Origin of the sequence: Streptomyces sp. NBC_01498 (assembly GCF_036327775.1) — a bacterium.
Lineage (GTDB): Bacteria > Actinomycetota > Actinomycetes > Streptomycetales > Streptomycetaceae > Streptomyces.
Genome location: NZ_CP109598.1, coordinates 5069728 through 5081828 on the forward strand (window position 1 = coordinate 5069728; position 12101 = coordinate 5081828).

General features: G+C 71.4%; 12 protein-coding genes and 2 tRNA genes. 10 read left to right on the forward strand and 4 right to left on the reverse strand.

Going from position 1 to position 12101, the window contains the following annotated elements; all coding sequences use genetic code 11:
• Positions 1-38: 38 nt before the first annotated feature.
• Entirely contained in the window at positions 39-1157 is a 1119-nt protein-coding gene (locus OG875_RS21670; RefSeq protein WP_330175883.1) for a M48 family metallopeptidase, read from the reverse strand.
• Between the two features lie 191 nt (positions 1158-1348).
• Between OG875_RS21670 and OG875_RS21675 the strand changes: the two genes are divergently transcribed.
• The 8 genes from OG875_RS21675 (at position 1349) to OG875_RS21710 (ending at position 5921) form a co-directional block, all read left to right on the forward strand.
• Positions 1349-1513, forward strand: coding sequence for a hypothetical protein (locus OG875_RS21675; protein WP_330175884.1), 165 nt, complete (start codon positions 1349-1351; stop codon positions 1511-1513).
• A 38-nt stretch (positions 1514-1551) separates the two neighbouring features.
• Positions 1552-2181 (forward strand): nicotinate-nucleotide adenylyltransferase, encoded by a 630-nt coding sequence (gene nadD, locus OG875_RS21680; protein ID WP_330175885.1) that lies wholly within the window; start codon positions 1552-1554, stop codon positions 2179-2181.
• A gap of 19 nt (positions 2182-2200) precedes the next feature.
• Entirely contained in the window at positions 2201-3961 is a 1761-nt protein-coding gene (locus OG875_RS21685; protein WP_330175886.1) for an LCP family protein, read from the forward strand.
• Between the two features lie 75 nt (positions 3962-4036).
• Positions 4037-4468 (forward strand): ribosome silencing factor, encoded by a 432-nt coding sequence (gene rsfS, locus OG875_RS21690; protein WP_330175887.1) that lies wholly within the window; start codon positions 4037-4039, stop codon positions 4466-4468.
• Positions 4465-5118 (forward strand): histidine phosphatase family protein, encoded by a 654-nt coding sequence (locus OG875_RS21695; RefSeq protein ID WP_330177847.1) that lies wholly within the window; start codon positions 4465-4467, stop codon positions 5116-5118. The genes rsfS and OG875_RS21695 overlap by 4 nt, the downstream gene beginning before the upstream one ends.
• 130 nt (positions 5119-5248) lie before the next feature.
• Positions 5249-5321, forward strand: a tRNA-Ala gene (locus OG875_RS21700).
• Between the two features lie 198 nt (positions 5322-5519).
• The gene (locus OG875_RS21705) at positions 5520-5684 is read left to right on the forward strand and encodes a hypothetical protein (protein ID WP_330175888.1); all 165 of its coding nucleotides are present in this window, start codon (positions 5520-5522) and stop codon (positions 5682-5684) included.
• Positions 5685-5687: 3 nt separating this feature from the next.
• On the forward strand, positions 5688-5921 hold the full coding sequence (locus tag OG875_RS21710; RefSeq protein WP_119295655.1) for a hypothetical protein: 234 nt from the start codon (positions 5688-5690) through the stop codon (positions 5919-5921).
• Here the strand turns inward: OG875_RS21710 and OG875_RS21715 are convergent.
• Positions 5900-7174, reverse strand: a complete 1275-nt coding sequence (locus OG875_RS21715; protein WP_443079164.1) for a glycosyltransferase 87 family protein — start codon at positions 7172-7174, stop codon at positions 5900-5902. The two genes, OG875_RS21710 and OG875_RS21715, sit on opposite strands and share 22 nt — an antisense overlap.
• Before the next feature lie 119 nt (positions 7175-7293).
• On the opposite strand from OG875_RS21715, the gene OG875_RS21720 reads away from it, so the two are divergent.
• Together OG875_RS21720 and OG875_RS21725 are read left to right on the forward strand one after the other, a co-directional pair.
• Positions 7294-7366 (forward strand) — tRNA-Ala (locus OG875_RS21720).
• 74 nt (positions 7367-7440) lie between these two features.
• Entirely contained in the window at positions 7441-8340 is a 900-nt protein-coding gene (locus OG875_RS21725; protein ID WP_330175889.1) for a methyltransferase type 11, read from the forward strand.
• A gap of 113 nt (positions 8341-8453) precedes the next feature.
• Here the strand turns inward: OG875_RS21725 and OG875_RS21730 are convergent, their stop codons facing one another.
• Positions 8454-10052 carry an NADH-ubiquinone oxidoreductase-F iron-sulfur binding region domain-containing protein gene (locus OG875_RS21730; RefSeq protein ID WP_330175890.1) on the reverse strand — a complete coding sequence of 533 codons (1599 nt, stop codon included), beginning with the start codon at positions 10050-10052 and terminating at the stop codon, positions 8454-8456.
• Positions 10049-11683, reverse strand: a complete 1635-nt coding sequence (locus OG875_RS21735; protein WP_330175891.1) for a hypothetical protein — start codon at positions 11681-11683, stop codon at positions 10049-10051. Before OG875_RS21735 ends, OG875_RS21730 begins: the two co-directional genes overlap by 4 nt.
• Positions 11684-12101 lie beyond the last annotated feature (418 nt).

Sequence of the window (12101 nt, forward strand, 5' to 3'; positions counted from 1 at the left end):
GGGGCGGGTTCGTACGGACCCGCCCCGGACGCCCGCCGCTACGTAGCGTCGGAGCCGCCGGAGGTGCCGTTCGCGGTGCCGTTCGTGCCGCCCTTGGCGCCGCCGTCCCCCGGGCCGGACGAGCCGCCGGTGAACCTGTCCCGGAGCTTGCCCCCCAGGTCGCCCGCGCCGCCCGCGATGTCGCCGACCAGCTTCATCAGCGGGTCCTTGCTGGTGCGGACCGTGTCCGCGTAGTGCGCGGCGGAGTCCCGGATCGAGTCGCCGACCGAGGTCTCCTTGTCCTCCGTACGGCGCGGGTAGTGCCCGTCCATGATCCGCTGGAAGTCGCGGCTCTCGCCCCACTTCTTCAGCTCGGCGGCGCGCACCGTGGTGAAGGGGTGGGTACGCGGCAGCACGTTGAGGATCTTGAGCACGGAGTCGCGCAGGTCGCCCCCCGCCTCGTACTCCGCCGCCTGCGCCAGGAACGCGTCCACGTTCATCTCGTGCAGATGATTGCCGCCCGCGATCTTCATCAGACCGCGCATCGACGCCTGCGGGTCCTGGCCGACCAGCAGCCCCGCCCGGTCCGCCGACAGCTCCGACTTGCGGAACCACTCGCGCAGCGCCGACACGATCGCCATGATCGCGACATTGCCGAGCGGGATCCAGGCGACCTTCAGCGCGAGATTCGTGAGGAACAGCAGGATCGTGCGGTAGACGGAGTGCCCGGACAGCGCGTGGCCCACCTCGTGGCCGACGACCGCCCGCATCTCCTCCTCGTCCAGCAGCTCGACGAGCCCCGTGTTGACCACGATGATCGGCTCGTCGAGACCGATGCACATGGCGTTCGGCATCGGGTTCTGCGCGACGTACATCGTGGGGACCTTCTCCAGGTCCAGGATGTAGCAGGCGTCCAGCAGCATCGTGTGCAGATGCGGGAACTGCACATCGCTGACCCGCACCGAGTCGGAGAGGAAGAGCAGCCGCAGGCTCCGCTCCGGCAGCAGGGCGCTCATCGCCTTGAAGACCGTGTCGAAACCGCTCAGTTTGCGCAGCGCGACCAGGGCCGAGCGGTCCGCCGGATGCTCGTACGCGCGTGAGGAGATACCGGGGAAGCGCTTGCGCTGTCTGCTCGGCACATTCTCGTGACTGGCTGCCTCGTGGCTGTCTTCGGTCATGGAATTCCCCTGTTCGTACGAGTCGTCGGCTCGTCCCCCTGACGGCCCCACGGTATGCGCTGCGACCGCCGTGTGCCGGGCGGCCGTACGCCGTCGCCCCTCCAACGTCCGAGTCGGCGTGAGCGTGCCCGGGGGCCCCGCATACGATGTGCGCGAAGTCTCCGCTTCCGATCGAATGGGTCCTGCCGAAGATGAGCCTCTCCAGCACCGCAGCCAACCTGGTCACCCTCGCCGCCGAGGGTGGCGAGCACGGGGGCAATCACCAAAGCCTCAACGCGTACCTCACCGGCGGTGGGGCGCTGTTCGCGCTGCTTCTCCTGCTGTGGATCACCACCCGCTTCAACCGCGACCGCTGAGACGGGGCCGGGGCGCCGTGCCAGTAGGCTCCGGGGGCATGGAAAAGGTGCAGGCGCCGGCCGGCGCGGGACAGGGCGGCGGCAGACGCCGTCTCGGTGTGATGGGCGGCACGTTCGACCCGGTCCACCACGGTCACCTGGTGGCGGCCAGCGAGGTGGCCGCGCTGTTCGATCTCGACGAGGTGGTCTTCGTCCCGACGGGACAGCCGTGGCAGAAGAGCCAGTCGGCGGTCTCCCCGGCCGAGGACCGCTATCTGATGACGGTCATCGCGACGGCCTCCAACCCGCAGTTCTCGGTCAGCCGTATCGACATCGATCGTGGCGGCAAGACCTACACCACCGATACGCTGCGGGATCTGCACTCCCTGCACGGCGACGCGGATCTGTTCTTCATCACCGGGGCGGACGCGCTGTCCCAGATTCTCAGTTGGCGGGACGCCGACGAACTGTTCGCGCTGGCCCACTTCATCGGTGTCACCCGGCCCGGACACGACCTGACGGACGACGGACTGCCCAAGGGCGGCGTCTCGTTGGTGGAGGTCCCGGCGCTGGCGATCTCGTCGACCGACTGCCGGGGAAGGGTCGCGCAGGGCGATCCGGTCTGGTACCTGGTGCCGGACGGTGTGGTGCGCTATATCGACAAGCGCCAGTTGTACCGCGGCGAATGAGCCACGGAGAGGGGCACCGGTGAACGACCAGCAGCCGTACGACCCGTACGACCCGTATGACACACGGCAGCCGCAGATCGTGGGCTACGACGAGTACGGGCAGCCGGTGTATCAGCAGCAACACCAACAGCAGCAGCAACAGCACCCGCAGCAGGGGCAACAGCAGCAGGACCAGCAGCAGTACGACCCGTACGGGCAGCAACAGCAGGGCGCGCAGGGGTATTACGACCCGTACGGCGGGCAGACCGCGTACGACCCGTACGCCCAGCAACAGCAACAGCAACAGCAGGACTACGGCTACGGCTACGACACCGGCCGGCAGCAGGCGGCGGTCGACACCACGCAGTGGAACATCCCGCAGCAACAGCAACACCAGGCGCCGCCGGCGGCCCCGCCGCATCAGGCCCCGGCCGAGGAAGCGCCCTCGCCCCCGCTCTCCCCACCGCCCGTTCCCGAGCCCGCCGTACCCGGACAGCGCCGCGCCACTGCCACCGGGGGCGGTCCCGACGGCGGTCCCGACGGCGATTACCGGACAGAACAGTTCTCCTTCATCGAGGAGCCGGACGCCGAGTCCGAAGACGTCATCGACTGGCTGAAGTTCACCGAGAGCCGCTCCGAGCGCCGCGAGGAGGCCCGCCGCCGGGGACGCAGCCGCGTCTTCGCCCTGGCCGTCGTCCTGGCGCTGGTCGTCGCCGGCGGTGTCGGCTACCTCTGGTACGCGGGCATGCTGCCCGGTCTCGCGTCGGACGAGAAGACACAGAACACCGCCACCGGCCCGCAGAAGCGGGACGTGATCATGGTGAATCTGCACAACACGAAGAGCAAGGCCACCTCCACGGCGCTGCTCGTCAACAACTCCACCACCGAGAAGGGCACCACCGTCCTGCTGCCCAACTCCCTTCTCGTGGCCGACGGGGAGACCGGGATCGCCGGCACCCTCGCCAAGTCCGTGGCCGACAGCGGTTCCCAGGGCACCCGGGAGTCCGTCGACACCCTGCTCGGCACCCGGATCTCCGGCACCTGGCGGCTCGACACCCCCTATCTGGAGAACCTGGTCGATCTGGTCGGCAACATCGACATCACCACGAACGCCGACATCCCCGCCGCCAAGAAGGGCGAGGACCCGCTCGTCACCAAGGGCGAGGACCAGTCGCTGAACGGACAGGCCGCCGTCGCGTACGCCACCCACCGGGCGCCCGACGAGCCCGAGGCGGAGCAGCTGGAGCGCTTCGGCGCGGTCATGCAGGGCGTACTGCGGAAGATCTCCGACGACACGAGGGCCGCGACGATCACCGTCGAGACCCTGGCGCAGATCCTGGAACCGCCGATGACCGAGCAGGACCTGGGCGCCGCCCTGGCGAAGCTCGCGGCGCACGCCAAGGCCGGTGACCACAAGACGCTCCTGCTGCCCGTCGCCGAGGACGGCAGCCTCGGTGAGGAGGCGACCGAGACCGTCGTCAAGGACGTCCTCGGCGGCAGCGTCAGCGCCCCCGAGCAGGGCGCCACCCTGCGCGTCGGTGTGAAGAACGCCACGGGCGACAAGGCGGACAGCGAGGCCGCCCGCGTCTCGATGATCAACGGCGGCTATGCCTTCGTCGACGCCGGCACGGCCGACCCGGTCGAGTCGTCGCAGGTCACCTATGCCGACGCCAAGAACAAGGGGCAGGCGGACGAGGTCGCCAAGACACTCGGTCTGCCGGTCGGCGCGGTCAAGAAGGGCAAGGCGGCGCCGAACGCCGATGTCCTGGTCACCCTCGGCGGGGACTACGAAGGCGGCTGACCGCCGGGGCGCGCGGGCTTGTCGGCGGTCCGTGAGACCCTGGGGGTCTCCCGACCGCCGACGAAAGCATCGCCTGTGACCGCCACGGACCGCTCCATCGAGCTCGTCAACGCCGCCGCCCAGGCGGCGGCCGACCGGCTCGCGCACGACATCATCGCGTACGACGTCAGTGATGTGCTGTCGATCACCGACGCGTTCCTCCTCGCCTCCGCGCCCAACGACCGCCAGGTCAAGTCGATCGTGGACGAGATCGAGGAGCGTCTCTCCAAGGAACTCGGCGCCAAGCCGGTGCGCCGCGAGGGCGACCGCGACGCCCGCTGGATCCTGCTCGACTACGTCGACATCGTGGTCCACGTCCAGCACAGCGAGGAGCGGGTCTTCTACGCGCTCGAACGCCTCTGGAAGGACTGCCCCGAGCTGTCCCTGCCCGAGGACGCCGTCAAGACCCGCGGCAAGGGCGCCGAGCACGCCGAGGTGACCGGCTCCGCGAACGGGGAGCTGAGCTGAACGGCGGCTCGGGCGGCAGAGGCCGCCGGATCGTCCTGTGGCGGCACGGCCAGACGGCGTGGAACCTGGAGCGCCGCTTCCAGGGCACCACGGACATCGAGCTGACCGGGGCGGGCCTGGCGCAGGCCCGCCGCTCCGCCCGGCTGCTCGCGTCGCTGCGGCCGGACGCGATGATCGCGTCCGACCTGCGCCGCGCGGTGGCCACCGCCCAGGAACTGGCGTCGCTGACCGGACTGTCCGTCGGTTACGACGCGGCGCTGCGCGAGACCTACGCGGGTGACTGGCAGGGCCTGACCCATGAGCAGATCCTGGAGCGGTTCGGCGAGCAGTACCTGTCGTGGAAGCGCGGTGAGCCCGTACGGCGCGGGGGCGGCGAGCTGGAGACCGAGGTCGCCGACCGGGCCGCGCCCGTCGTGCTGCGTCACGCGGACAAGCTGCCCGACGGCGGCACCCTGGTCGTGGTCAGTCACGGCGGCACGATCCGCACCACGATCGGCCGGCTGCTCGGTCTTGAGGCACACCACTGGGAAGGACTCGGCGGGCTCTCCAACTGCTGCTGGTCCGTCCTGGGCGAAGGGGCGCGCGGCTGGCGTCTCCAGGAGCACAACGCGGGCACACTGCCCGAGCCGGTGCTCGGCGACGACGACTGATCCGGACGCCCGCGGCCATTCCCGGTCCCGGTTCTCCGGGGGGACCCGGCCGACCGGACGGGATTTCACTTTCCGCCTGGTCGCAGGCTAAAGTTCTTCTTGTTCACAGCGCACGGCGCGAAGAACATGAGGGGCTATAGCTCAGTTGGTAGAGCGCCTGCATGGCATGCAGGAGGTCAGGAGTTCAATTCTCCTTAGCTCCACCCCTTGAATCCCGTCCTCGTCACGAGGGCGGGATTTCGTCGTACCGGGACCTCCCGCCGTGGCCGTACGCACGCGGCGCCGCTCGATTTCGGCCACCCACCGAACGTCCGGCCTGATCGCACTGTCCTCCTGGCGAAGGCGTGACAGAATCGGACGGCCGGAGGGGACGACGGCACGGACGGGGAGGAGAGAGCGCGATGCCCGCCAGCAGCATCGACCGGGTCGGTGCCCTGCTCGCGGAGGCGGCCTCGGCCGCCGGCCTCAGCTGCCCGTCGTGCGGTTCGTTCCATGTGGCCCAAGTACTCGGCGACAACGGTGGAGTTTCCTACGTGTGCACGGCCTGCGGCCACAGCTGGAGCTGAGTGATGGGTGCGCACAGGAGAAAATGCGACTGGTGCGGCAGCGGCACCCCCATCGTCCGGGACATGGAACCGCTCAACGCCGAGTTCCAGTACTGGTGCGAGGAGTGCGCCCGCGCGCTGATCATAAAGGGCGACCCCATCGAGACCTACCGCGAGCTGGAGGGTGAGCCCATCTACGGCCGGCTCCTCGACGAGCACTGCACGCTCAAGCGCTTCTACTCCTTCGCCACCGCGTAGACCACCGGTTCCGCCGTCCCTCCCGGCTCCTCGGCCCGAGCGCCGGGTGCGGGTGTCCGTTCCGTACGGCCGGCCGCGGCCAGATACGCCAGCAGCCCCAGCGCCATCGCCGGATAGAGCGCCGTGAGCGTCATCTGCGAGCGGTTCTGGGCGAGTTCAAGCCGTTCGACGGCCCCGTGCGGCACCCGCCACAGCGCGTACGACAGGAAACCCATCCCCGTCGCCACCGCCCACTCCGTCCTGCCGTGCGCCACCAGGAGCAGCACCATCGGCACGCACCACACCCAGTGGTGCGACCAGGAGACCGGGCTGATCAGCAGCGCGGTCGCGGCGCAGGCCACGGTGGCCTCCGCCGTCCGCCCGCGCAGCGCCGCGCGCACCGCCACGGTCAGCCCGGCCACGACGACGACGGCGGCCACCGGGAGCCACCAGGCCGACGGCTCGGTGGTGTGCAGCACCCGCGCGAACACCCCCCGAAGCGACTGGTTCGCGGCCCCCTCGACCCGGCCCACCCGGTCCGCCCGGAAGACGATGTCGGTCCAGAAGCGGCGTGAGTCGTACGGCAGGATCACGGCGGAGACGAGCGTGGCGGCGAGGAACGCCCCCGCCGCCGTCGCGGTCCGCCGCAGCCAGGGGTTCCAGCCCGCCTCGCGGAACCGCAGCAGACCGGTGACCAGCAGCATCACGGCGAAAAGCCCGGGGGTCAGTTTGACCGCCGCCGCGAGGCCGATCCCGAGGCCCGCCAGCCGGTGGCCGTCCCGCCGGGTGAGGTCCCACAGGACGGCGACACCGATCAGCAGATTGATCTGTCCGTAGCGCAGGGTCGTCCACACCGGCTCGCACCAGACGGCGACCGCCGCCACCCACAGCGCCGCCCCGGGCCGTACCGAGTCCCGGAACGTCAGTCGCAGCGACAGCCGCGTGAACGCCACGAGGAGCAGCAGATTGCCCGCCGTGGCGAGGGTGCGCATCTCCGGGACGGGCAGCAGGGTCAGCGGGGTGAACAGCAGGGCGGCGAACGGCGGATAGGTCGTCGGCAGACCCGCGTAGGTCGCGCGCATCGCGTAGAGGTCGAGTCCGTCGAGCACGGTGCGGCCCTCGGCCCGGTAGACCATCAGATCGATCATCGAGACCGCGGCGAGACGCTGCGCGATCCAGAAACCCGCGAAGGACAACAGACAGACGACGGTGCCGAGGAGCACGGACCGCCGACCGGCGGTGACCCGGGCGAGCACGGGAACGAGAACGGTCACGAACGGTGACAATAGCAGTGCTATTGGTGCACATCGGAAACGATTTGGCGGTGAGCCCGAGAGACCGTGTAATGTTGGCACCGCCGCCGAGGGGATGCCCGAAGTGCGGTACCTCACAAGGGGCTATAGCTCAGTTGGTAGAGCGCCTGCATGGCATGCAGGAGGTCAGGAGTTCAATTCTCCTTAGCTCCACTTCTCGAAGTTCCCGTCCGGACGCCATGTCCGGGCGGGTTCTTCTCGTTGACAGCCCGTTCCGGAGGAACGTCGTGCCCAACTCGCCCGCCGCGCCCGCCCTTTGGCACCGGCTGCTCGGCGTGCTGCGATGCCCGGTGTGCGACGGGCCGCTCGGGCCCCCGCCCGGAGTCCCGGCGCCCGGCCCGACGCTGCGGGGCGTCACGTCACTGCGCTGCGCCGGGGGTCACTCGTACGACGTCGCCCGCCAGGGTTACCTCGGTCTGCTGACCGGCAATGTGAACGTGGCCAACGCCGACAGCGCGGACATGGTGGGCGCCCGGAGCCGCTTCCTGGAGGGCGGGCACTACGCGCCGCTCGCGGACGCCCTCGCCGCGGCCGTCGCCGGGCTCTGCCCGCCGGACGGCACCGTCCTGGACGCCGGGGCCGGCACCGGTTACTACCTCGCCGCCGTGCTCGACGCCCTGCCCGGCGCGGTGGGACTCGGGCTCGACCTCTCCAAGTTCGCGCTGCGCCGGGCCGCCGGGGTCCATCCGAGGGCGGGCACCGCGACCTGGGACATCTGGAAGCCACTGCCCGTGGTGAGCGGCGCCGCCGACGTCGTGATCAATGTCTTCGCGCCGCGCAACGGCCCGGAGTTCCGGCGCGTCCTGCGCCCTGACGGGGCCCTGGTCGTCGTCACGCCGACCGCCCGCCATCTCGCCGGACTCCCGGCGGGTCTGGGCATGTTGTCGGTCGACGCCGCGAAGGAGGACCGGCTCCGGCGTACGCTGTCCGGTCACTTCCGGCAGGAGGGCGCGGACCTCGTGGAACGGGAGATCGCACTGACGGGGGAGTCCGTGCGCGATCTGATCCTGATGGGCCCCAGCGCCCACCACCTGGCCGCCGAGGAGGTGCACCGGAGCGTCGCGTCGCTGGACAGCCCGCTCACGGTGACCGTCTCGTTCGTCGTGTCGGTCCACCGGCCGAGCTGACACCGCGCAGGCCGGGCACCCTCCGGGGGACGCCGGGCGCGCGCCTCCTCAAGAAGTCGCGTGCCCGGCGGCATCCTCCGAAGGACGGCCCGGCTTCTCCCGGAGAGGACGCGTCAGCGTCCGCTGCCCAGGGCCTTTCTGCCACCGCCCGGCGGCAGGGCGGCCGGGCCGCCCCCCGGCAGCGCCGGCCGCTGCGGCGCCGGCTGCTCGATACGCAGCGCCAGCGCCGGGCAGCGCCGTACCGCGCGCTGGGCACGGCCCCGCAGATGCATCGGTACGGAGGCGTCGGCCAGCGCGGGGAAACCGTCCGGGCCCAGCCGGATCAGCTCCGGCACGATGTCCGCGCAGAGCCCGTGCCCCTGGCAGAGCGTCCAGTCCACAGCCAGCTTCTCGCCGCTCGGGATGGACTCCACCTCGGTCTGGTAGCCGGGACCCGGCAGCGGCAGCACCCCGGTCGTCTCACGTCCGCAGCCGCCGTCCAGCACATGGGCGGCCAGGTCGTCGGTGAAGGCGGAGAGGGTCGACATGAAGAACCGCGCGGACCCGTCGGGATGCTTGCAGGCCCCCCGCCCCCGTACCGCCTGCGTCACCGCGCGCAGCGCCTCCAGGGCCGCCGGGCCGCCGCCGTTCAGTACGTCGCTCAGCCCGCCCGCAGCGGCCGGCAGACCGAGCCGGCAGGGGCCGCACTGGCCGGAGGTCTCGGCGGCGAGCCAGTTCGCCACCCGCAGCGCCTCGCCCAGCGGGCAGGTCTCGGGGCCGATCGGCAGGATCGCGCCCGCGCCCAGCGAGCCGCCCACCGCCGCCAGCGACTCGCGCGAGACGACGGCGTCGTGCGCGGCCACCGAGTCGATCCAGTTGCCGTGGTATCCGCCGGTCAGTACGCCCTGCGGCAGCGGCGGCGCCCCGGCCAGCTGGAGGACGTAGCGCAGCGGAACCCCCGTCGGCACCTCCACGACCATCGGGCGCGCGACCGCGCCCGAGACGGTCAGCATGACGGTGCCCGGCTCGGCGTCGAGCCCGGTGTGCCCGTAGCGGCGGGCGCCGATCCGGGCGCCGATGGCGAGTTGGGCGTACGTCTCGGCGTTGGACAGCAGCGTCGGGGCGCCGCCGACACCGGACTCGGCGGCCCGCTCGCGGCGGCCCGGCGGCATCGAGGGCCCGCCGTTGGCCGCGCGGATCACGGACGACGCCTCACCGGAGACCATGCGCTCGGGCGTACGGATCACGCGCGCCCGCAGCTGCTGCCCGCGCCGGTCGGACAGACCGCGCTCGGCGAGCGCGGCCCGCATGGATATCTCGGTGGAGTTGCGGGTGACGGCGACCACCAGGGTGCGCGCGCCCAGCGCCTCGGCGGCCAGCAGGGCGCCGTCCAGGATCAGATGGGGCGCCCGGTTGAGCAGCACCGTGTCCTTGCGGCAGGCCGGCTCGCCCTCACTGCCGTTGATGACGACGACGGGGCGCACCCCGCGCCGGATCGATGCCTTGGCGACGGCGCGCAGCTTCTTGCTGAACGGGAAGCCGGCGCCTCCGCGTCCGAGGAGGGAGATGTTCTCGGCGAGCTGGGCGAGCAGCTCCCCGGTCAGCGGCGACAGCGGCCCGTGCACCTTGAGGTGCATGGCCAGGTCGAGCCGTTCGACGAGGTCGAACCCCTGTGTCAGCTGGGGAAGGCCGACGACACGGACTTCGGGGACATCGGGGAGAGGGGCGTTCACTGTCGGTCTCCTGCGGATGGGTACCAGGGTTCACCGGCACTCGGGGTGCCCGCGCCTCCGGCGGGGGGCTGCCGGACCGCGCCGTCCGACTGCCGGTACTGGTCGGCTTGTTGATACGGGTCGGGCCCGGGGGCGGTGCCGGGCTGCGGGTAGGGGGCCGACTGTAGGTACGTGTCGGAGGGGCGGTTCGACTCAGTCCCGAGGTACGTCTCTTGCTGCTGGTACGGCTGGTACGCATCGGCCTGCTGATACGCGTCCGTCTGCTGGTACGGGGACGGCTGCTGGTACGGGTCGGTCAGGGGCGACCCGGTGCCGACGGCGGGCTCGTGCAGCCGGGCCTGGGCGGGCGGCGGCGGCGACGGCGTCGGCCACATGCCGGCCCCGGCCGCCGAAGGCTCCTCGATGACCGGTATCTCCTCGGTCATGGGGATGCGCTCGGCGTACGGGATCTCGCCCGTGGACGGGCCCGGGGAATCGCTCCCGAAGGAGACGGCGCGGTACCCGGCCGACAGGCCCGTACCGGGACCGGACCCCGCGCCGCCCGGAGCACCCGCCCCGGTGCGCACCCCCGGGTCGACGTACGTGTCCGCGAGCGGGTCCGGATAGGGCACCGACGGCGTTGCCGGCGGAGTGGCGGCGTACGGAGCGACGGACGGGACCGTGAGGGGGTCCGGTACGAAGGTGTCCGCGAACGGGTCGGCGGCCCCCGGACGGCCCGCCTCGTAAAGAGGCGGCGACGGCGGGGCGATACGCGGCGGGACCCGCGTCGCGCCCAGCGAGGTCGCCGACGCCGGAGGGGAGGCCGGCGCGGAGGCGGGCCGGCGGCGCGGGAACCGCTGCTCGAACTCCACCTGCGGGGCGTTCGCCGCGCCCGGCAGCGGGTCGCGGGCCAGGTCACGGCGGCCAGGCTGCTCCGCCTCGGGGGCCTCGCGCAGACCGCCCGGCGCCTTCATGATCAGGTCGGCGATCCTGCGCCGGACCGGCGGCGGCAGCAGTCGTACGGAGACGGCGCCGATGACCGCCACGAGCGCCAGGCAGTACATGGTCATCACCCAGGTCGCGGCGGCGCGGCCCGCGTACAGCCCGTGCATCAGCGCGAAGCACCAGGCCGGGTAGGCCAGCATGTGCAGCGCGCGCCAGCGGCCGGCGATCCGGCCGGGCGTGGCGAAGGCGCTGCGCAGCGCGCCGGTCGCGGCGGCGATCACCATCAGGAAACCGGCGAGCGACCCGAAACCGATGAGGCCGCTGGTGCCGGTGATCCCGAGCCCGAAGGGCAGGACGGCGCCGATCAGCGCCACATGGCCGAGCGAGACCTTCACCGTGGCGTGCAGCAGCAGAAAGCCGAGGGAGGCCATCGCCGTGAACCGGTGGATGCCCTGGGCGAGCAGCCGGTGCCGCGGGGACAGCAGCAGCCGGTCCGTGGCCACGAGCCCCCAGGCGACGGCCGCCGTGAGGGACACGAGCGACAGCACGCCGGTGGTGAAGTCGAGCATCGCGCGGAACCCGTCACTCCCCGCGACCGCGAGGAGGGGGACAAGGACGAGTGCGGCGACCGACACCCCACCCCGGACCGAGGGACTCATGCCCTGGGCCGGGGGGAGCGAGGAGCGGATGGTGCTGGATAGCTTCATAGGGGCAACTCCGAATGTCTCGGCAAAGCGGTCCCGTTGCGGCATGCTAAGTCGCTCCCTACTGGGCGGTTCGCCGTTTGCAGGTTTACCGAGGGAATTGAGCGTCAACTGCCTCTGCGGTTGCCCCGGATAAGGGTGATACGCGGAGTAACTCGGGTGCCGAAGGTTCGATGAATCACATATCGCGGATGGCCTGTTGGCGACTCGAACGATCTTGTATGGGCTTCGAACGGACCGTCGCCACCCCGCAACCGGTCCGCGTCACTGCCCGAATCCGCCCTCTCCGCCCGGTATCCGCCGTGCGGGCGCCGCGCCCGCTGCGGTACCCTGCTCGCATGCGTGCCGTACGCCTTCTGCTTAGCGAGCCGCGCTGATCAGTACCGACGGATGACCGATCCGGATCGGAATCAGCGTGGCG